The sequence below is a fragment of the Alteromonas sp. RW2A1 genome, assembly GCF_001886475.1.
Lineage (GTDB): Bacteria > Pseudomonadota > Gammaproteobacteria > Enterobacterales > Alteromonadaceae > Alteromonas > Alteromonas hispanica.
Genome location: NZ_CP018031.1, coordinates 3,914,521 through 3,936,375 on the forward strand (window position 1 = coordinate 3,914,521; position 21,855 = coordinate 3,936,375).

19 protein-coding genes and 1 pseudogene are annotated in these 21,855 nt (G+C 43.0%); 8 read left to right on the forward strand and 12 right to left on the reverse strand.

Features of this window, described 5'->3' with window-relative positions; translation table 11 throughout:
* Positions 1-15: 15 nt before the first annotated feature.
* Positions 16-792 carry a sulfite exporter TauE/SafE family protein gene (locus tag BM528_RS17240; protein ID WP_071980896.1) on the reverse strand — a complete coding sequence of 259 codons (777 nt, stop codon included), beginning with the start codon at positions 790-792 and terminating at the stop codon, positions 16-18.
* Positions 793-896: 104 nt separating this feature from the next.
* On the opposite strand from BM528_RS17240, the gene BM528_RS18585 reads away from it, so the two are divergent.
* The 4 genes from BM528_RS18585 (at position 897) to BM528_RS17255 (ending at position 4,736) form a co-directional block, all read left to right on the forward strand.
* Positions 897-1,073: a hypothetical protein gene (locus tag BM528_RS18585; RefSeq protein ID WP_156844088.1), complete on the forward strand. Its 177-nt coding sequence runs from the start codon at positions 897-899 to the stop codon at positions 1,071-1,073.
* An 880-nt stretch (positions 1,074-1,953) separates the two neighbouring features.
* Positions 1,954-3,177, forward strand: a complete 1,224-nt coding sequence (locus BM528_RS17245; protein ID WP_232230520.1) for an MFS transporter — start codon at positions 1,954-1,956, stop codon at positions 3,175-3,177.
* Between the two features lie 342 nt (positions 3,178-3,519).
* Positions 3,520-4,299: a siderophore-interacting protein gene (locus BM528_RS17250; RefSeq protein WP_071980898.1), complete on the forward strand. Its 780-nt coding sequence runs from the start codon at positions 3,520-3,522 to the stop codon at positions 4,297-4,299.
* 245 nt (positions 4,300-4,544) lie between these two features.
* Positions 4,545-4,736: a CsbD family protein gene (locus BM528_RS17255; RefSeq protein WP_071980899.1), complete on the forward strand. Its 192-nt coding sequence runs from the start codon at positions 4,545-4,547 to the stop codon at positions 4,734-4,736.
* Positions 4,737-4,782: 46 nt separating this feature from the next.
* Here BM528_RS17255 and BM528_RS17260 read toward each other — a convergent pair whose 3' ends face one another.
* Both BM528_RS17260 and arfB read right to left on the reverse strand, forming a co-directional pair.
* A complete protein-coding gene (locus BM528_RS17260; RefSeq protein WP_071980900.1) occupies positions 4,783-5,469 on the reverse strand; it encodes a SurA N-terminal domain-containing protein in 687 nt (228 codons plus the stop codon).
* A gap of 173 nt (positions 5,470-5,642) precedes the next feature.
* Positions 5,643-6,059 carry an alternative ribosome rescue aminoacyl-tRNA hydrolase ArfB gene (gene arfB / locus BM528_RS17265; RefSeq protein WP_071980901.1) on the reverse strand — a complete coding sequence of 139 codons (417 nt, stop codon included), beginning with the start codon at positions 6,057-6,059 and terminating at the stop codon, positions 5,643-5,645.
* 112 nt (positions 6,060-6,171) lie between these two features.
* On the opposite strand from arfB, the gene BM528_RS17270 reads away from it, so the two are divergent.
* On the forward strand, positions 6,172-7,104 hold the full coding sequence (locus BM528_RS17270) for an alpha/beta fold hydrolase (protein WP_071980902.1): 933 nt from the start codon (positions 6,172-6,174) through the stop codon (positions 7,102-7,104).
* 13 nt (positions 7,105-7,117) lie between these two features.
* Here the strand turns inward: BM528_RS17270 and BM528_RS17275 are convergent, their stop codons facing one another.
* Complete coding sequence (locus BM528_RS17275) at positions 7,118-7,552, reverse strand: hypothetical protein (RefSeq protein ID WP_071980903.1); 435 nt, start codon at positions 7,550-7,552, stop codon at positions 7,118-7,120.
* 324 nt (positions 7,553-7,876) lie between these two features.
* Between BM528_RS17275 and BM528_RS17280 the strand changes: the two genes are divergently transcribed.
* Both BM528_RS17280 and BM528_RS17285 read left to right on the forward strand, forming a co-directional pair.
* Positions 7,877-8,401, forward strand: a complete 525-nt coding sequence (locus tag BM528_RS17280) for a cytochrome b (RefSeq protein WP_071980904.1) — start codon at positions 7,877-7,879, stop codon at positions 8,399-8,401.
* Between the two features lie 20 nt (positions 8,402-8,421).
* Positions 8,422-8,988, forward strand: coding sequence for a YceI family protein (locus tag BM528_RS17285; RefSeq protein WP_071980905.1), 567 nt, complete (start codon positions 8,422-8,424; stop codon positions 8,986-8,988).
* Positions 8,989-9,204: 216 nt separating this feature from the next.
* Here the strand turns inward: BM528_RS17285 and BM528_RS17290 are convergent, their stop codons facing one another.
* The gene (locus BM528_RS17290; RefSeq protein WP_071980906.1) at positions 9,205-10,497 is read right to left on the reverse strand and encodes an NAD(P)/FAD-dependent oxidoreductase; all 1,293 of its coding nucleotides are present in this window, start codon (positions 10,495-10,497) and stop codon (positions 9,205-9,207) included.
* Positions 10,498-10,556: 59 nt separating this feature from the next.
* The gene (locus BM528_RS17295; RefSeq protein ID WP_071980907.1) at positions 10,557-12,635 is read right to left on the reverse strand and encodes a TonB-dependent receptor; all 2,079 of its coding nucleotides are present in this window, start codon (positions 12,633-12,635) and stop codon (positions 10,557-10,559) included.
* Between the two features lie 283 nt (positions 12,636-12,918).
* Between BM528_RS17295 and BM528_RS17300 the strand changes: the two are divergent.
* Positions 12,919-13,362 (forward strand): annotated as a pseudogene (locus BM528_RS17300) (DUF2721 domain-containing protein).
* A 134-nt stretch (positions 13,363-13,496) separates the two neighbouring features.
* Here the strand turns inward: BM528_RS17300 and BM528_RS17305 are convergent.
* From BM528_RS17305 to glgC, 6 genes are all read right to left on the reverse strand, one after another.
* Positions 13,497-14,510, reverse strand: coding sequence for a 5'-methylthioadenosine/S-adenosylhomocysteine nucleosidase family protein (locus BM528_RS17305; protein ID WP_071980908.1), 1,014 nt, complete (start codon positions 14,508-14,510; stop codon positions 13,497-13,499).
* Positions 14,511-14,686: 176 nt separating this feature from the next.
* Complete coding sequence (locus tag BM528_RS17310) at positions 14,687-15,994, reverse strand: OmpP1/FadL family transporter (RefSeq protein WP_071981389.1); 1,308 nt, start codon at positions 15,992-15,994, stop codon at positions 14,687-14,689.
* A gap of 174 nt (positions 15,995-16,168) precedes the next feature.
* Positions 16,169-17,248 (reverse strand): GGDEF domain-containing protein, encoded by a 1,080-nt coding sequence (locus BM528_RS17315; protein ID WP_232230521.1) that lies wholly within the window; start codon positions 17,246-17,248, stop codon positions 16,169-16,171.
* Positions 17,249-17,318: 70 nt separating this feature from the next.
* Positions 17,319-19,220, reverse strand: a complete 1,902-nt coding sequence (locus BM528_RS17320) for an ATP-binding protein (RefSeq protein WP_071980909.1) — start codon at positions 19,218-19,220, stop codon at positions 17,319-17,321.
* A 19-nt stretch (positions 19,221-19,239) separates the two neighbouring features.
* Positions 19,240-20,256, reverse strand: a complete 1,017-nt coding sequence (locus BM528_RS17325) for an ABC transporter substrate-binding protein (protein WP_071980910.1) — start codon at positions 20,254-20,256, stop codon at positions 19,240-19,242.
* A gap of 118 nt (positions 20,257-20,374) precedes the next feature.
* Positions 20,375-21,712 carry a glucose-1-phosphate adenylyltransferase gene (glgC, locus tag BM528_RS17330; protein WP_071980911.1) on the reverse strand — a complete coding sequence of 446 codons (1,338 nt, stop codon included), beginning with the start codon at positions 21,710-21,712 and terminating at the stop codon, positions 20,375-20,377.
* Positions 21,713-21,855: the final 143 nt, after the last annotated feature.

Genomic DNA, 21,855 nt, shown 5'->3' on the forward strand with positions numbered 1-21,855 from the left:
CTAAAACTCCGACCACTATAATAGGCCTGCATTTTGTATCGCCTGCCATAGCAACCTAATTGCAAGTAAGGTAATAACGGCTTTAAACAACCAATTGAAGGTTTCGTTTGGCACGCGTTTGAGCACTCGTAACCCAACAAAAGTACCTAATGCACCACTTGCAATCATGGCAACAATAACACCGCCCCACTGACCAAAAGAAAACCCCACAAAGAGAAAAACGAATGCTTTCAACGCATGTTGGATAGTCATACAGGTTGCGAGTGTTGCGGTAATACGCATTTTGTCAGCAACACTACGATGAACAAATGCAGCAACTAAAGGCCCTGTTGCCCCCACGAACATGGAGAGGATTGTGGTAATAAACCCTGCAATGCTGCGCCCAATGGGAGATAGTTCATGCGCTTTAGGTTTCTTTCCCCACACCATAAAAAGGATAAACCCAGAAACCGCAAACTGAATAAACACCAAAGGAAGCTGCACAACAATAAATGATGCCAAAATGCCACCTAGTAAGGCACCAAAACTAAAGTACATGACGATTTGTTTATCGACATGCGTGCGGGTCATTAACGCTCTATTCCCGTTTGAGCCAAGCTGAACCAGGCCATGAACTGGAATAAGCGCAGTTAATGGCAAGGTTGAGGCTAGAATAGCTAATAGCAGAACGCCACCGCCTATTCCCAGAGATGCTGTAATCAAGGAGGTAAAAAATGAAGCCACTATAAGCAAAGTAGCGCTTAAAGTGCTCAGTGCACCACCTGCTGTTATGAGTTCATAAAAAATATTCAAACAAGGTCTCTCCAAAAAAAGCGGCAACACATAATCAACATGGGGGTGATCAAACCTGCCCTCTAAGGCGTTTAAAATTCGTTCAACGCAAATGGTGAAATGCCATGGCTACGCCAAGATATGTAATGAAAGCCCTTGATACTTTATTAGACGAGCACAGCACCATATCGTCTAAATCCATAGCACGCCAAATTCTTAAAAACAGCGGGTTAAGCGAGGATGATATAAAGATGTGTGTGAAAAAGCGAACGCTATCACACACCTATATTTTTGAGGCATAACGACTGTGGCGTTTGATAAATTAAGTTTTCCCCTATTACAAAATCAAGCAACATCTTCTTCAATACTTCAAAAGGTAGATGCCGCTCTCTACCAAGCTAAAACAACTGGAAGGAGTAAGGTAATATGCGCTTAAGCCGTGTGTAAAAAGCAACACAACATTAAGAAAAATTTACACTCTCTACTTTACTTACCTTGCCACGCCAGCCCCCAAACATCTTCAAAATAAAATAAAAACATTTAAAAACAATGACATACCAAAACAAAAACAAAAGATGATTGCTTGGCACGAATAAAGCATAAATTAGACTAGCGGATAACAAGAGTCGTAATATGAAGCCAGGAAGGCTTTTGAAATGGAGAGTCCATATTACGAAATAGCGAGCTTTGATGGAAGACGATTGTCACGATATAAGGATTGCGTCATCCACGGAAAATGGAATTTACTCAGCACCGCTTAAGGAAATTGTTTTACGTTGCATTACTCATCGATGATGCGGTTGGGTTGGAATAAAACCAGCAAACTGAGCAGGATGCAGCAACCTTGGTTAATACGGAAAATGACTAAGATTGTCAGTACCCTCATCGAAAGTTTCGACATTGATGTCGCATGCTACGAAGGAATGTTACCTATTTGGACTGGTTGAAGAATGTGTGTTACTTCAGCCGGACCATAACGAGGACATTGATAAAGTCATCGATTTTATCAATGAGTTGTCATCAGACGACTGCCCTCTCCCCACAAAGACCCATCCCGGTCTTTACACAACTCTGATTTTTGCCCGCCTTTGGCGGGTATTTTTTTGCCTGCTCAAAAGAATGAAAGCGAGTTCATGCTATTATATGCGTTCTTTGCAATATCCTCTATTTAGGTTAACTACTTTGCAGCCTTCTTCTCCTGTCGTATTTAGAATGTTGTTCTGCGCCATGCTTGCCACTTCGGTAGGACAAAGTGTAATGCTAGCGACGCTGCCATCAATGGGCCGGCAAGCGAATTTATCTGAATTTCATATAGCGACAATCATGTCGAGCTCGGCACTTATTTTTGCTATCGGTACCAATGTGTGGAGCAGAGTAGCGCGACGAGCTGGGTTCAAGCGTACATTGCTTATAGGCCTTGCAGGCTATAGCGCGGGAACGTTTGCTTTTGCGAGTGCGTGGATGGCTGGATTTTCAGGCATTATCAGCGGAACTAATTTATTTTTAGCATTGCTCATAAGCCGAAGTTTGCAGTCTACAATCATGTCGGCTACGCCACCGTCTGCGGTTGGCTATGCTGTGGCAATTAGTGCCCCAGCACTGCGCGTTAGTGCAATTAGTAAAGTAACATCTGCCAGCAATGTGGGTCAGATCATAGGGCCGGCCTACGCAGGCTTGTTAGTTGGATTTGGTCTTTTGGCCCCACTTTATAGCATAGTGGTGCTCACCCTGTTGGCATTTGCCCTCGTACTTTATAAGTTACCGGTTTTACCGCCGCAAAACTCCACTGAACAAAAAGTGCCTACGGTCGCTCTAGAAGATAAGCCAACCCGTGTTCCCTATGTATTTGTAGCAAGCTGTGTATGTGTATTTGCAGCTATGGCAATGATGCAGCAAACCATGGGCTTTTTCTTTATCGATTTTTATGGAAAAAGCCCTGTAGAAGCTGCTCGCTTAGTTGGGTTTGCAATGATGATGAGTGCAGTCACGTCATTAACCGTTCAGTTTACCATTGTGCAAAGGGCGCGATTGAGTAAAGAAATCATGATGTCCTTAGCCCTTCCTTTATTATCCCTAGGCTATCTTATTTTGTATTTTCAACAGAGTTTTGCTGTTTCATATATAGGCATGGCTGTTATGGGCTTAGGTATGGGCATGGCGTATCCCTCACTTGCTGCAGCAGCAACTACTTATTGCGCCAAGTCTCAGCAAGCATCAATAACCGGTTTAATTACCGCAACTACTGCAATGGGTTATATTGTGGGTCCTCCACTTGCTGCTTTTTTGTATCAACAAAATATTGCGCTTCCATTTGCCGCTTCAAGTGCACTTATGGCCATTGTTTCCATTGTTATTCTCGTAACGCTAAAACAAATAAAGCGCTCGAATTCGCGCCAGAGCCCTTAGTTACAAGGAGTAATAAACCGTATTTAAAAAGTTACCTAATTATTTAAAAAAATGCGGAACCTTTTTGATAAACCGCTATCTTACTTTATACACGGAGTCGTTGAGTGTTCGATTTTGTGTAGTGTGTATGTGTTTTCCAAGTGATATTGTGTTTTTTGAAGGGGCGTTTCGCCCCTTTTTCTTTTCTCGCTTCTTTTTTGCTATTCTCTCTCTTTCCTATTTTCTTTTTTTTAAGCGCTTTCTAAAAAGCCGAACTTAATGTGGATTATTGTCAACATTTTTCACATATTAATGATAATCATTATCATCTAGAATGTGAAACATCAACTAAAGGAGACAGTGATGCCAAAACCAAGTCCGCGCCTTGCAGAAGTGATCAAAACTACCCGTATTTCCCCTTCCATTCAACGGGTTCATTTAGGTGGGGAAGAGCTTAACGCATTCCCTGCAGTTACCCCTGGTGCCTATATCAAACTAATGTTTGACCTCAATGGCCGCCCTTTAATCTCTCCTGGCGAGAAAGGAAATTTCGCTATGCGCACTTATACTGTTAATAGTGTAAACCCAGATAAGCCTGAGATAACCGTGGATATGGTACGCCATGCAACCGATGGGCTAACTGGACCTGCGGCTGCTTGGGCGGTAAATGCTCAAGTAGGTGATAAAATAATGATCGCTGGTCCAGGCACAAGTAAAGGCCTTAGTGAGTCATACGATTGGGTACTGCTGGCAGGCGATTTAACAGCATTGCCAAGCATAAGAAATCATCTCGCCTCCCTTCCAAAAGATGCAAAAGGTTACGCCGTTATATCCATCGAGCATAATGATGATATCGTTTCATTGGAAACTCCCGAAGCCGTTGATGTTATCTGGGAAATAAAATCATCTTTAACTGAAACCATTTCGTCACTTACTTGGCATGAGGGCCAGCCCGCTGTTTGGATAGCCTGTGAGTTTTCGGACATGCGTAATATACGACGCTGGCTTAAAGACGAAAAAAGCCTGCCTCACGAACAGCTTTATATCAGTAGCTACTGGAAAAAAGGCCGCAGCGAAGATCAGCACAAAATCGATAAACGCCAAGATAGTGAAGCCTATGCTAAGGCGCTAGCAGAAAGCTAATTTGGCCAAGTGGGATGTGAGCAGTCGTGAGTACTTATTTAGATGAACTGTTGGCATGCAGAATTTTCAAGAATTTGTAGAAACTGCAATATATAGTTAAGCAACAGAGCATAGAAACATAAAAAGTTCATATAATACAAGCAAATACATCATGGAACAGGCATTGCTTCATCTATAGTGAGTGTTAGGTTGGTGCTTAAGTTGACCAGTTTATCTCAAATTCATATTGATAAGGAGAATGCATTATGAACAGTGATCTTATTGAAGGTAATTGGAAGGAAATGAAAGGTAAAGTGCAACAGAAATGGGGCAAACTTACCGACGACGACCTAGATAAAATTGACGGTCGCAGAGAAGAATTAATTGGTAAGGTTCAGCAGGCATATGGCAAAAGTCGAGATGAAGCTGAGCGGGAAGTTGATGGCTATTTAAATTAAAAAATATCCTTCGACCTCTACTCTTTCTTTATAAGGAAGAGTAGAGCTATTTTTCTTGCTCGCTGGATGCGCTCATGCTTTTTTCCCACCAAGGAAGAGAAAAGTCTATTTCATCGGGGTTCTGAGTTTTTGCATATTTCATACGCACAGAACTCCAAAATGCAGCTTTGAAAATAGGGTCGTAGATAACAAAATCACCTTTTTCGCGATATTGTTCAAACAGCTGCTGATAAGCCCCTACTGGTGTAAGCGGGTTATCTTGCTGAAACACAACATCGCCACCATAAGACTCATAAAGCGCTTTGGAAACCTTCCAGCTCTTCGCCATACTCTGCGCCAACGCCATGCGATAACGCTCTAGCTCTTCCTCTGCATAGTCGTCCGCGTTATCTAAATCCACCGTCCATAGTTTTATTACTGAATAAGCAGACTGAATTTCACTATCTTCCGGAACTATGTCATTTTTTTGTGCAAAATCAGCAAGCACAGATTCGGTTATTTTACTTCCTAGTGCTCGTTGCGCGAGTATATCGCGAACCTCTTTTTCTGATTTATCAGTAAGCATAGATTGGAATCGCTCAACATCCTCGGAAGAAGGCTGGAGCTCGGTATTTGAGATAGATTTATTGAAAAGGCGAGCAATAATTTCGTTTGCTGCTTGAGGTGTATTCATACCAAGACAAAATACAATGGCAGCAAACAGCACCATTGGGATTACTTCTGAACGTGTCATTTTTTGCTATCCTGCTGTGCTTATATGGATTCTCATTAAAGAAAGAACATATTTAGGTACATTTTTAAATACTTTATTCGAGTGTTTAAAACGTAACTATTTAAGATTACTGATTTTTTCCATTGTCTTACAAAATGACATAACCGCAGTTGTATATCGTATTATATTGATGCTTAAATATCCACTTTTTTGCGCAGTGATTTTTTGACTCCACGCAGCTTTTTCGCGTCTACTCTGCGCGCCTTGGCCGCGCGACTCACTCGCGTAGGCTTTCTCGGCTTTTGCTTTATCGTTGCCGCTTTGATCCAATGAAGCAGGCGTTCAATGGCATCGTCTTTATTTTGCTCTTGAGTGCGATAATTTTGCGCTTTAAGCACAAAAACACCATCGGTAGTAACGCGCTTATCTCTCGCTGAAAGCAGCGTTGACTTTATAGCCTCAGGCAGTGATGAGGCATTAATATCAAAGCGAAGATGAATGGCACTACTTACTTTATTTACGTTTTGTCCACCCGCGCCTTGAGCACGAATTGCTTGCATTTCTATTTCGCTGTCGTCTATAGACAGCGATGATGTAATCTTCCTTTCCATACCATTTCCTATTTAAACTCTGCGCCTTTATCGTATGTTCAACGTATTAGAGTATCATCTAACGTCACATACACTGTTTATTTATTAATTCCTTTTACGCTCAGGGCTGATTATGCTTATCGCGCTATTAATTTTAATTTGTATCATTGCTCTTCTTTTTTGGTTCACATCTAGCGTTGACAAAAAAATTGAAAAGAGCTTTTTTGCGCCTGGGAAGTTAACAACGGTAAAAGAAGGCACTATTCATTGGCAGCAACAGGGAAGCGGCCCCGCCCTTATCTTGATTCATGGGTTATTGGGAAACAGTGCAAATTTTGCGAACTTGGCTTCGTTACTAGCTAAACGCTATACAGTTTACAGTATAGACAGACCTGGCAACGGTTTTTCATTGCGTTCTAGCACTGCGTCAGCGTCGTTTGAAAAGCAAAGCAGCATGATATTGGAGTGGATGGATAAAGTCGGCATCAACAGTGCTTACTTAGTTGGCCACTCAATGGGCGGGGGAATTTCACTGAGAATGGCAATAGACGCCCCCGAGCGCATTAAAGCTGTTTCATTGTTATGCCCACTCACCGCGCCATTAAATAAAGGCGCGGGGCCGCTATCCATACTCTATATCCCAAATGGCATTCTGAGAAAGGGGATATCCAAAACTTTAGCGAGCCCTTTCAGAGTGAAATTCGGCAGTAAACAATTGGCGCAGATATTCCATCCTGAATCCATCCCACCAAGCTTTGTTAAGCGTGAAGGCGGGGCATTAGCATTACACTCGCGATGTTTTTACGAGGGGAGTAAAGACACGGTAGCCGCGCAGGGTAGTTTAAAAAGGCAAGTGCCGGAATATGCTGGTATAACATGCCCTGTAGGTGTGCTGTACGGTGGCTCAGATACAATCTTAGAGCCCAACAGCCACATTCAGCCAGTAGTAAGTGCTGTTTCAGGGGCAGTATCAGAAATTATCGAAGGTGCAGGACATATGATCCCTATTACTCAACCCCAACATTGCGCCGATTTTATTAATGCTGTTAACGATAAGGTTCACTAGAGAAGGCGTTTTATCAGTGAGTCGTCATTTTTTGAAATACAGTGCCATCGCCTTGGGCATGCTTGGCTAATATGGGAGAAAACTGCTCGTGTGCATCACTTTTCTTAAGCGAGCGAAGATAATCACAAATCATTTCAACGCCGTCGTGTTGAACGCAAGTGTCTGCTGGGGAGCTTCCAAAAGCTATATTGTAACTGTAAAACCACATTTGCATTTGTTCAGTGTCCGCTTTTGACATGGCACTGAGTAAATAATACATTCGAATAAAAGACAGCTGCTTGCGATATGCTGGCGCGCTATTTTCGAATCCTGCCAGGGTATTTTCGGCAAGTTCTCGTGTAGAAATACCAAGTATTTCAGAAACCTGCGTTATATTTAAACCTAATTCTTGATACGCCCACGTGAACGCTTTTGTTACCACATTAGCGGGAAATGGCGTTTTGCTCATGTTTAACCTCACTTTTAGATTTATTGTTTTTCATTTTTCGCTCTGATCAATACTAATGCAGCTAAAATCGAGCCAGTTTGCAAAAATATTTATTAACAATAAATAAACTTTAAACCCGTGACTTACGTTGAAAGAGTTTCAATGCACGTCGAAAGTCGGTTAGGGCTGTCTGAAATAACCATTACTTGCTTTAGAGCATAGGCAACATTCTAGAAAAAAGAATGATTTATTGCGTTTTTACAAATTTTTATTCTTAAGTTTAGGGTATACGCTATTTAACAACATACATGTTGGGCGCGAAGGAAGAGTAGTAAGGATTTAGTTATGACGAGATGGCCGAGAGTTATTTTGCTTCTCCATTGGCTTACTGCATTTGCGGTAATAGGAATGTTTGCGTCTGGTTTATGGATGGTAGATCTCACCTATTATAGCGATTGGTATAATACGGCGCCTCACTGGCATAAAAGCATTGGTCTTACGCTTTTTGCCTTAACCATTGTGAGACTGTTATCGCGGGTCGTCTATTCTCGCCCGCCAACACATGGAAATGCATTTGAGAAAAAAGCGAGCAAACTGGGTCACATTGCCTTGTACACGCTGCTTTTAGTCATGTTTGTATCAGGCTATCTCATATCCACAGCAGATGGTCGCCCTATCGATATTTTCAACTGGTTTGCCGTACCGAGTATTGGCGAACTTATCGACAACCAAGAGGACATTGCTGGAGATATTCACTTCTATCTAGCTTGGACTCTTATCGTTACTGCCGCTTTACACGCAATAGCAGCGTTAAAGCATCATTTTTTCAATAAAGACAATACATTGAAGCAGATGTTACGGCTTCGCTAATTTTCACTAAGGAGATACTAATGAAGAAGTTAACTCTGGCACTTGCAGCAGCACTTTCTCTAAGTTCTGCTCACGCAGCAGACTACGTTATTGACAGCAAGGGTGCTCATGCATCAATTAATTTCAAAATTCAGCACTTGGGGTATTCATGGCTAACGGGCCGTTTTAACGACTTTGAAGGTACCTTTAGCTACGACGACAAAGCACCTAGCGATGCGAGCATTGTGGTAAATATAGACACCGACAGTGTTGACTCTAACCATGCTGAAAGAGACAAACATTTAAAAGGCGATGACTTTTTAGATGTGGATGAGTACCCGACGGCCAAATTTGTCAGCACAAAAATTGTGGAAAAGGGCGATGGCATGATGGATGTTATGGGCGACTTCACACTACACGGTGTCACTAAGCCTATAACGATTAGTGCTAAGAAAATTGGCGAAGGTAAAGATCCATGGGGCGGATATCGCGCGGGCTTTATGGGCACAACAGAAATTGCACTTAAAGACTATGGTATTGATTATGACCTTGGCCCTGCATCACAAACCGTTGAGTTAGAGTTACACGTTGAAGGCGTTAAGCAGTAATGCAACGCCTTTGGCTCTCTTAGTTTCATTGGCGTAAGCACCGGAAGTGACGCTTTGAGATTAGTAACTAGTTAGCAATGACAAAAGCCCGCATCAGATGTGGGCTTTTTTTCACAAGTTATTCCTTAATAAATAATTCCTGCATAAATAGCTATGCCTCAACAAAGCAAAGGCGGATAGTGTTATACCAGTCCGCATGGATTGGTATTAAAAATACTAGTGAAGTTTTAGCTTGGGACTCATAGCGTGGCTTAATTTCTTCACCAATAGCTTTAATGCCCCTCTTAACTTTCCGTGAACGGCAAACTGGTGCATGTTATATAAAGATACGTAAACCAACTTAGCCAGCCGCCCTTCTATAAACATACTGCCGTTTGACAACGAGCCCATTAAACTTCCGACGGTGCTGTACTTGCTTAAATGAACTAGCGAGCCATAATCTTGATAAACAAACGCTTTTGTTTTTTTGCCATTAATGAGCGCAGCAATATTATGCCCAACGATGTCAGCCATTTGATGTGCAGACTGAGCACGGGGAGGCACCCATTTACCGTTGTCTTGCTGAACACCACAACAGTCTCCCAGTACCCAAATGGCTTTATCGGTTGTACTTCTCAACTGCTCATCAACGAGAATTTGATTGGCCTTGTTAGTTTCAAAAATACCCGTATTGGTAACGAAATCTGGCGCCTTCACTCCTGCTGCCCACACCATTAAATCAGCACTTATGCGATTGCCATCTTTGGTGATCAGCCCTTTACTGTCGGCCTCGGCCACTGTTGTTTGCTCTTTAATAACAACGCCTAAATCATTTAACGCCTGGCGAGCCGTATTCGCTATACGCTCAGGTAGCGCAGGTAAAATCCGCTCACCGGCTTCTATTACCGTTATCTTAAGGCGAGATGCAGACATATTTGGCATACCGTACGCTTTAGATAAGTTCGCTACATGATGTAACTGAGCCGCTAGTTCAGTTCCAGTCGCCCCTGCCCCCACTATTGCCACATTAATGCCCGCTTCGCTGTCTTCTTGTTGGTTAATGCGAATAAGCTGGTTGAGCAGAGCCCGGTGGAATTGTTCCGCCTGAACAAGCGAATCTAAAAAATAGCAGTGTTTCGCTACACCTGGCGTACCAAAGTCATTACTTACGCTGCCAATAGCCATAACCAGCTGGTCATAATCTACCTTGCGCTTAGGAAGTATTTCATGGCCAGCGTCGTCGATAAGGGGAGCGAGAGAAATAGTTTTAGCTTCGGCATCGATAGCGCACATCTCACCTAACTGAAAACGAAAGTGATGATTGGCAGCATGAATGGCGTAATCTACACCGTCAGAATGCTTATCTATCACGCCTGCGGCCACCTCGTGTAAAAGGGGTTTCCACACATGAGTACGGCTTCTATCAACTAGCGTAATATCGGCTTTATTTTTACTCCCCAACTTTCTACTCAAGCGACTTGCTAATTCAAGTCCGCCGGCTCCGCCACCCACTATCACTATCTTTTGCATCGTTATTCACCTGCTAGTGTTGGTTCCATGTATCAACGCTCGGGTTGTTACAATAAGCGCTACATTGTGAAGGTTGCACTCAACATAAAGTTACGCGGACGACCTGGGAAATAGCGATCGCCGGTAAAAGAAGTAAAGTCAGCACGCTCTGCATAGGTTTCATCAAGTAAGTTGTTAATGCGAGCATACAAGGTTATTTGCTCAGACATTTCATAACTTGCGCGGGCATGCAAAAGATTGTGACCATCGTACTCATTTGCGTTTTCAGGGTCTGTAAAATAGCTAGCCACATGCTGCCACTCAAGCTGCGTTTCAATATCGTCGGTGAGTGAATACTGTAAACGTGTGTTGAGTAACAGGTTGGGAGCGGTATCCATATCGTTCCCTTTTATATTTATTTCACCCGACAGCTGGTCGTGCTCATAGGTATGCGCAGCGTAGGTACCGGCGAAGTCGAGACGCAGACGAGAGTTAATGGCGTAATTTACAGTAAGCTCAACACCTCTATGCCACGTCTCCCCGTTACTGACATTGAAAAAATCGCTGTCGCGGTAAATCACATTGTCTTTGCGTAAGCTATATAGCGATAGCACATAACTACCGCTTGCCATACTGCTCCTTAATCCCACTTCTACATTGGTGGCGTCGACAGACTCAAGATCGGTAACCTCTTGTGCCCGCTGAAGTCGATAAAGTTCGGTCGCCTGAGGTGCCCTATATCCTTTTGAAATACCGCCATACAATTGTGTTTCGCTCGACAAGGTATATTGCATAGAAAGCTTGGGGCTAAAATTATCAAAATCATTTTCCCCACTTTCTGGTCGGCTATATCGGCAACCACCAAAACCGCACTGCGTACCGTCTTCTCTTAACCGTCCCACATTCATATTGTTAGTATAGTCGTAGCGCATACTTTCGAAACGCCCGCCTACAGAAACATCCCACTTTCCCTGCTGCATGTTAAAAGCAAAAAATGGCGCTATTAAGGTGGCATCAACCTCGTAGTCGTAATGTTTTCCAACCGGCACAGTCTCAACCAAAAACGCTGAGCCTATGGTCTCGCTGTCTTGCGACTGAATCAGTTCTCCTTGAGTGTGTTCTGCATCCAAACCAAGATCGATATTCCACGAGTCGTTAACGATATAGTTGTATTGTGAAAGAACGCCAACGCCTTCCTGGGCATTTTGTTCAAGGGGCTTACCCGGCAAAAAATGCATTCTAAAGTCCATAGATTGATTGCGTACATATGGAGTAATAGACAGCGCGTTTCCATTATCAAATAACCAATCTGCTTTGCTCCATAACCGTAAACTTTTTGCCTTTCTGAACGCTTCTGGATTAGGGTTACTGCGCGCTATGTCTTCATCTTTATAGCTCTCAAAACCAGTTATATAGCCCGCTGTCTCTTGATCTAAATTTGTATAGGTAAGTCCGCTTGTTACTGACAGGCTGTCAAAATCGACTCGATGACGTACGTTCACTTTCTCTTGGTCTACGCCTTCGTCGTTTCGATAGCCAGTATCGCGCGTTACGCTGGCATTTATTCCTATGCCACTGTCTCCAAAGTTTTTTCCTTGTCGAAGTTTTACGCGATGAAAGCCATACGACCCATAATCTAAACCAACAAACCCGCCGCCTCGCGTTGTATCTGGCGTTACTACATTAAGCACACCATGGATAGCATTCGAGCCATAAAGCGCTGAAGCTGGCCCTTTAATAACATCTATGCGCGACGCCATTTCACCATGAGCTTCAAACAGCTCGTTAATATTACAAAAGCCAGCGGCACGAAGGGGAATACCGTTCTCAGCAGCTAAAATTCCGCCGCATGCCCCTGCTCCTGTGAGCACAGGCGAGCGCAATGCGGGTAGATATTCTTGGCCATTGCCTCGCTGTACACCAGCACCAGCAATATAATTTAAAGACTCCTGAATATGCTGAAACGACAGTAGATTAAGTGTTTCTTCGGTAACGGAAGATACAACGTATCCTACGTTATTATCATTTCCCGCAATGCGCGATGTGGTGGTTTCAATACGCTCAATATCTTTGCTATCAGCGGCTTGGGATACGTTTGAAAAACTAGCGGCAAGAGAAAGCGCAATTAATGAAAATGACAATAACGGCGTGGACGTCATTAAGATTCCTTTGTGTAATATTTTTATATGAATGAATACGCACATTAACCATGTGGCGATTACATCAGTTTTTTCGGAGTAGTTTTTATTGAGTTTTTGAACCGACAAATTGAGGTTCGTTGAATACCATACGGTATTTTTACAAAGACAAAAAAGCATTGCGCTAAAAGCACATAAAAGTAAGGTAGGACCAACGCTTGGGAGTAACTCGTGGTATCTTCTGACTATTAATCATCAAATATCCACAACTTAGAAAATTGCTCGGCCAATTTGGAGGAATTCATTGGACACACTCATACCCAGCCTGTCACAGCTTATAGAGTTTGCTGTAGCCCCTGTTTTCTTACTTACGGGTATAGCAGGTTTTTTAAACGTGATGTCGTCGCGACTAGGGCGAATTTCAGATAGGGTCCGTGTTGCAGAACGACAAATTCATACGCTTTCAGACCCACATATCGTTGATAGGTCTAAGCGCGAAATAAAAGTATTGTGGCGGCGAGTTAAGGTTATTAACTGGGCCATTGGGCTATGTGTAGCCTCCGGTTTGCTGGTGTGCTCTGTTATTATGGCGCTGTTCGCAGGTTCACTTTAGATTGTAGATTTAAAAACACCGATAGTGGTGCTGTTTATCCTTGCCATGATGTTCTTGATAAGCGCACTTATTGTATTTTTGGTTGAAGTGAAACTGGCTACAACCACTATTAATATGGTGAGAACGATACGCTAACCTTCTAGCCCAGGGTCATGTAGCGATAGGCGCAATACTAGGGCGTGTTGATCTTTGCTGTACACTTTTGCAGCGGCCTGTGAGCCCAGCAAGGTAAGTCGTTTAAAAAGCTTACCTTGCCTGCAGGCAGGTACTTATTCTTGCTCTGACAGTGTATCTAATATGGAGAACAGCACATTAGCGCCTATACGAGAAACTTCGGTGTCGTATTTGCTCTCTACATTAACTCCCTCTTGACCACCGGCTAAGTCACTTATAGCGCGAACGATAACCCAATCTACATCATTTATAGTGCAGACCTGACCGATGGCAGCAGACTCCATTTCAGTCACTTCTGCATTAAACACTTCGCGAGTCCATTTGCGATATTCCCGATTATCTAAAAATACTGAGCCTGTTACACCGTTGCCACCCACATGCAGATCTGCATCGCGCTCACCCAATACACGCTGTGTGGGCAGGGTAGACATGGCTTGTTTTGCTGCATCAAGAAGCCGCGGCGAAGCAGTAAAATAAGCCGTATCTTGTGGTTTATCCATACCTTCTTTCACAATTAGCACTTCATCGGGATGAATAAAATGGAAGGGCTTATAATTAGGTAAATGAGGATCTTTTGCGCGTCGAACTGTTTGTTCTTCTACGAAAGCTTCGTAATATTCTGGAAGAATATACTCACCCTCGTTATTCGGATCTTGGTTAGTGTAAACACTCTCATCATGATAATACCAGCGAGCAGGTACAATAACATCCCCAGGCTGCCATTTAGGGTTTATCGCCCCGGCAATGCCCATATAAACTACTTGCTTTACTGGGAAGTAATCTAATGCCATTTGCATCGATAGTGCAGCATTCGCAATACTCATCCCAGTAGCAAACACTAAAATGGGTTCGTTGTGGTAAGTACCCAAACGATAAGTAATACCTTTGATTTTGAGAGTAGTGTGTATACTGGCGTTGGGATCTTGTTCTATACGATTGAGTATTCCCTTCATTTCAGGCGCGTATGCAACAGTAATAGCGGTAAACGAGGGTTCATCAAATACTCTAGGCCCATAGACAGCTGATTGCACAGAGTGACTATGAGATGTGCAGCCTGTGAGCAACAAAGCGCTAAATGCTAAAAGAACAATAATGGTGTAGTTTTTCATTAGCTAAAAACGTCAGTTATGATTATTCAAGTCCTCTACGCTAACACTTTAATTGGCTAAAAAAACCCTTTATCAACACAATTCACACTCTTAATACACTCTGTAAACAGCCCATAAACAAACTGCCGCAAATGCGGCAGTTTGGATAATACGCTGTTAGCTAAAGTGACAGTATTTTAGAAGCGAGAGTTGAATTGAACACTGAATATATGTGCGGTTGCAGACTGGCTGCCAGCAAACGTAGAAGTAAGCGTACCTTGCTCGTTCAAAGCACGAGTTTTATCAATGTCCGCTTCTCTTCCGTTGATATACACATAGGCGCCATCTATCGACATATCGTCGTTAAATGAGTAGGTGAAACCACCCGATACCCAGTGACGGTCAGTATCTGGAATACTCAGTGAACGGTTTTCAACGGTTACCACTCCATCATCATAAGCATAGCCCGCACGAAGCGTAAGCTCATCGCTTAGTATATAGGTTACGCCCACTGAAGCGCGCAGCGAATCGTCGAAGTTTTCTTGCTTTATGAGGAAGTCTGAGCCGTCATTTAAGTTAGCTTCTAACTTTTCAAACGTGCTCCAATCGGTGAATGTTAAACTCGCTTGCACCGACCATTGGCTGTCTAGTCTTTGATTTACCGCTAGCTCAGTAATTGCCGCTAAGTTTAGATCTAGGCTCCCTGGCTGATTTAATTCAGCAGTGATTTGTGAACTCACGTCACCGCTCAACGTTAACTCTGTTTCTGCACGATACGATAAAGCAATGTTAGTGGCATCTGTTGGCTGCCAAAGCGCACCAACATTCCAACCAAATCCCCAGTCTTCTCCCTCTAGTTTAAAAATGGAGGTGTTAGCCGGAACTTGTGTTTGTAGTGCACCGCTCAATATTGGCGACAGGCTATTAGAAATAGCTGAGCTAATTTCAGCATCGGCGAAAGTAGCATTAAGCCCTAATCCCAACATCAGGTTATCGTTCAGTTTATAGGACACCGCTGGATTAAGAGTGATAGACCTTACTTCTGCCGTATCAGCAAAATGAAGAGCCTCAAAATCATCGCTATAATCTGATCGCAAGCCGTAGGTTGTGAATAGGCCAACACCTGCAGACCATTTGTCGTTTATAGGAGAGGTATAAAATACGCTAGGTACTATTGCGGTATCGGCAATGTCGCTGTCAGAGGATTCAGTTGCCCCGACAGGCTGCCCACCTGCGGCATAGCTCACATTGCCACTCACATCTACGCTAGGAGCAATAACGCTAACCGAGGTGCTAAATTGAGACTGTTTAAACACACCAATGGCTGCCGGGTTAGTGGCAAGAATAGAGGCGTTTTCTGGTGTTGCTGCTTGGCCTGCCATAGCGCGGCCTAGCCCGTTTGCACTGTGTTCGTTAACTTGAAAGCCGGCTGATAGGGCAGAAGAAGAAGCCAAGGTAGTAAGTGCAAGACATACTGATGCACGAAGAGAAAGCTGTTGCTTCATAAAATACTCATGTGAAGAAAAAATTGCAGCGCGCATTCTGCGTACAGGAGTATCATTGTTCAATGTAGGTTAACGCGATTTACGCATTTTTACCGTTTTTTACATAAAGTTAACCGCATTTTCGCCGATTTTATAAACAAAACCGCATGGTGAATTAGAAGAAATGCAGTGCCTTTACATTTGAGCGATTTCGAAGCGGGCCTTTCCCTTGTCTTTTGCGGTATAGAGCGCTTTATCTGCAATATCAATTAGCCCATCTATGGTGATGTCATTAGGCTTTTTCGTCATAACCGCACCAATAGAGCAACTCATACAAGCATTTACCGCACTTGGTGCATGAGGGACATTTTCCTCCTTCCAATCTTTGAGTAAATTTTCACAAATCTGGACTAGCTGTTTATCGTCAACATCACTCAATACCACGACGAATTCTTCCCCGCCATAACGGCCGACAATATCAGTCTCACGCTTGAAAATATTTTTCAATATTGAGGCTTGTTGCCGTATGACTTCATCACCCTGTTGATGACCAAACTTATCGTTGTATTTTTTGAAATCGTCTAAATCTAACATCAACACAGCTAAAGACACATTGTGACGCCTGGCGTACGCTAGCAAACTTTCGCTTTGATTACGTAAAGCACGCCTATTCAGTAATTCTGTTAAGGGGTCGAATTTGCTCAGTTTGGTTAAGCGATCATTGGTTTTTTTCAGCAGTGAAAGGCTGCTATCGAGACGGTATTTTGCGTAGGAACACGTAAACAGTGAAGCAGCAACAAACCCAATAGATATTGGCATACGGTCACCATAAGCGGGTGCCAGCCACATTAAAACGATAAAACCAGCAATATTTATTACTGCACTTGTGATCGCAAAACGAAAGGGAATGCCTAGTGCAAAAACGCAGTAGAACGCATATAAAATTGTACCTTCATAAGGAAAAGCGAACTGAAATTCCTGCCAACATAACAGAATCAACCAATAGTTTGAGTAAGTAAGCAGAACCAGTAAAGCAGTGAATATAAAAGCTCGGTAATACTCAAATCGTCGCCAGAAAGACAGCAAAACAACGGCAAATATAATGGGGATTTGAATAAACAGCCGGTCGTACGTATAAAGGCTGTGCATGGTACTAGGTAGTAACAGAAAATCTGCCACCATAAAGCTAGCAACAATAAGTGCGCCGATAACAAGAGCGACACGCAGACGAATGAGGTCTTTTGCTTTAGTGATTGGCAAAGAAGATATTGGCAAAAAAACTCGCCTCCGCTGTGGTATTACACGCCTTAATATTAGCCCAGAAAGGAGTATTAGACATAGTTTGCTAAAGGTTCAGCGTTTGCAAACTATTGCGCAGCCCATCCAGCGTTATGGGCTTAGTTACAATATCGTTCATACCGGCTTCTCTAAATGCAACATGGCGTTCTTGAAAAGCCTCAGCGGTTAAGCCAACGATAGGCGTAATGTTAAATGGCTTCCCTAACTTTCTTATTCGTCGGGTCGCTTCAATACCATCCATTACCGGCATGTGCACATCCATGAACACCATATCTATTCCACCTTCCTCAACCCGCGACACTGCCAGCATGCCGTTCTCAACATGAATAACATTACAATGCAGTTGCTCCAATAACGCTTTTGCTACTACGGCATTTATCGCATTGTCTTCAGCTAACAGTACGTTTAATCCCTGACGCAGTGATTTGTTCCCTGTTTCTTCGTCAACTAATGCATTGCCATTGGTATCTACCTGGGAGCGACTTTTTACTATGGCGGTTACAGTGAAGCTAGCCCCCTCGCCTAGCTTACTCATTACCTTAATATCGCCACCTAAAAGCTCGGCCAGTTGTTTGGCAATGGCCAAACCCAAGCCCGTGCCGCCATAGAGGCGAGTAATTGACGAGTCGGACTGAGTGAATTTCTCAAAAATGTGAGAAAGCCGCTCTTTCTCTATTCCTATGCCCGTATCTTTTACAGAGATAACCAGCTTGTTTTCCTCAGGCTTCTCACCCGATGGAGCATTTAGCTTAGCCGTAATTTTTACCGTACCCTCACGAGTGAACTTAATGGCATTACTCACTAAATTTATGACAATTTGACGCAATTTCGTGATGTCGCTGGTAACCAAAACATTGTCTAAGTTTTTACTCGAATAAACGAGTCGAGTTCCATTTGCACTGGCATTGGTGCCAAGCAACGTAATCAAATCATTGAGCATGTCATCAAGGTTAAACTCGGCCACATCTAGGTCTGACATACCAGACTCTATTTTTGAAAGATCTAAAACGTCATTAATTACATTGGTCAGAATAGCGGCTGAGGACTTTAAATCTGAAGCATATTTACGCTGTTTATCGTCTAACGATGTGTCGAGAAGGAGGGTAGCAAGACCTTGTATCCCATTAAGAGGCGTTCTTATTTCGTGGCTCATAACTGCAAGAAAGTCGGTTTTAGCACGATTAGCCTGTTGTGCTTGCTCTACATATTCGGCAATTTCCGCAGACATAGCCTCTACATCTCTAGCCAAACTTCCAAGTTCGTCGTTTTGCTCTACATTTATGTGAACCTGATTGTGGTCGATAGCAATTCTACTGGCCGCCCCACTTATTTTTTGAATAGGGGCAATAACAAAATATTGCGTCACTCTTCCCATCAATAGACCTACAAGGGCTACCGCGAGCAAAGTGACCAAACAAGTTAACCAAGCTATTTTAGAGAGCGACGCCTGAAGCTCGTCAGCAGGTTGAACAGCGGTGAGCTTCCAGTTCCACGCTGAAAAAGTGGTACAAGCAAATAGAATATCCTGCCCATTAAATTGAGACTCTCCAAAGGCTAATTTAATGTCGCCCATATTAGCGATACCACCGTTGCCGGTGTCTGGAATCATTTTCTTTTCAAAGGTAGAAAAAAGAATATCCCGCGTGCTTTCATCACTGATAACAAAGTGTCTACCCGTTCTTTGATGCAGTGAATTTAGCTCTTCGAAAACTTCATTTTGATACGCGTTACGAAAAACAGGCACGTTTTCCAGGCCAGAATTCATGAGTAACTCTCGCCTATCTTCCACAATTTCCATGACATTAAGAGCCAGTGTTTGAGTGAGCAATTGATACTCGCGCTCTCGCACTGAATCATAGGCGGTAAGGTAAGCCCAGTATCCAGTCAGTGCCATTCCAATAAGTAGAATTGGTATATATATGGCTAATAATTTTGATTTTATTCTCATATCAACTCTTTGCTATACCCTACTGATAAACGTGCTGTTCAGATAGTTTCAGGTAGTAGGAAGGTATAGGAAGCTGCAGTTTTATAGCAGTAGATACATTCACTGCTACGGTAAAGTTTTCTATTTTTTCTACTGGAAAGGTAGCAGAAGAGCCCTGTGCTAAAAGTTGCTTTGCAGTATTAGCGGCAGACTTACCAATATCTTGAGGTTGTGACACTATACCAATGAGTGCGCCTTGCTTCACAGCGTCAACGCTTTCAGCAAACAGTGGCAATAAACCCGTGTGCTTTTTGATCGCTCCAATGAGGTGATGTGTTTCAATAAGAGGACCTGCAGATAGCCAATAACCATCGAGAGATTCATACTCACTTTTTAACGTGGTAATCACATCTTCCTTCATAAGCTCTAACCCAGCCTCACCCGGCACATAGGGCGTTTGAATTGGAACAAAAACAATATTTTTATAGCGCTTTTGAAGGGCTAGTAAGCTGTTTACCGCATTGTAAGAAGAGGGATATGTTGAATGTATTAACCCTATTCTAAATATCTTATTTGGGTTGGACGCTTTGAGTACACCTTCGAGCATCTCAAGCTTTATATCGGCATCAACCACATGAGACTCACCGGTAATATTGCGCTTGCTCACTGCGCCAAACGCAGGAACAATGCCCTCTGTGACAGGCTCGCTGACCGCCATAAACAATTTTGGAGTGGTAAGTACTTCATTTGAATTAACAACCGCGCGAGTGGCTAAAGTAGCAACCGTGACAATAAGGTCGGCGGGTGAGGAAGACAACTCATCAGAAAGGAACGTCTTCGCTTGCTCTACCGAGCCTTCAGCATTGAAAACGCGAAATTGAATATCTTTATTTGGCAGAATGCGCTGCAACTCAGTCTCAAATGCCTTTCTCGACTCGGTAACGATAGGAACGGGTAAGGTTTCTACTATTGCGATGTCGATTTTTTCTTTCGCCGGTGCCATGAAAGATAGGCTGACAAATATCGCAACAAAAAGAATGCGTAATGCTATTGCCATGTTGGAAAACCTATTTGCACAAAATGCTTAAAAATTTAATTCTTATCATAAGTTTATTACAACCAGTTGCATAGAGTAAGTTTAGACGACAAATCAAACTTGGCTTCTGTGGTTTGTATTAATTACCATTAAAATACGCGGCTTTACCTGATGAAACTGCAGAAGTTGATAACAACCTTTTCTTAGATTTCTCCGAGCGAGCCACTTTATCTAGCATAGACTGCGTAATGAGTACAACGCCATGAGGACTCACTCTTAATCCGCGTTCTCGGTCGTAGTTATGGTCGAATCCCGCTTCAAAATGTGCAGGAATGCGGCAATTATGCGCTACGATCACGCGATACAGTTTGCAATGCTCAGCAATATGCGCATGGGGTAACACGATACATTTTTCTACATTAACCTCATGCGATACGCTAGCGCCAGTGAATAAAAGCGACTTTGTGATTTTACTTATTCCTACTATACAACCGTTGGAAATTAATGAGTCACTAACCGTTCTTGCAGCACAATTACTGCCTGTAAACTTAGCAGGGGGCAGAGACGCTTGCTCACACCAAATGGGCCAATGCTTATCATACAAATCAATTTTATTTTCGCTATCAAGCAGCGCCATATTAGCTAACCAATAAGAGTCGATAGTGCCTACATCACGCCAGTAAGGATCTTGAGCGCCCTGAATATCTTTGAATCGGTATGCTTGAACGAAAAAGTTGTTTAGTACTGAAGGGATAATGTTTTTACCAAAGTCATGCTCTGAGGTGCTGCTTTGTGCATCGGTTGTTAGCTGTTCGAGTAGAAATTCGGTATCAAAAATATAGTTTCCCATAGACGCAAGGGTATAACCTGGTCTGTCTTCTAGCACTTCGGGTGACAATGGCTTTTCTTCAAAAGAGGTGACCCTGTCGCTCTTATCAACATTCATAACGCCAAATTGACCAGCCGCTTCCGCAATAGGCACTTCAATACATGCAACGCTGAGGTCGCTACCCTGCGATACGTGCTGACGAAGCATTAAGCGATAATCCATTTTGTAGATATGATCACCCGCCAACACCATCACATATTTAGCACCAGAATCGCGAATGAAGTCTTTGTTCTGATACAACGCATCCGCAGTACCTAAATACCAATCGGATGGGAATTGCTGAGACGCAGGCAATACCTCAAACGAATGTCCGAACTCTTGATTAAATCTAGCCCACCCTTGGATAAGATGATGAACCAAGTTTCTAGACTTATATTGCGTCATCACTCCTATTTTCTTCAGGCCAGAGTTCACACAGTTCGACAGTGGAAAATCGATAATTCGATAGTGACCACCAAAGTCTAGGCCTGGTTTTGCAATAGACTCAGTTAACTCAAATAAACGCGTTCCTTGGCCACCCGCTAAAATCAATACTACGGTTTGGTCACATAATTGCTGTATATCAACCGCTACAGTGTGCTTGCTCATTTGCATCTCCGCTTTGTTGCGTGAGGGCGCGACAGCTATATACACCTGTATGGTTGCGCATCGTCATACGGCTGTTTTACATCTATACAAGATAGACTAAGTTCAATCATATTAAACCTATGAACCACGCCAATTACGTTGAT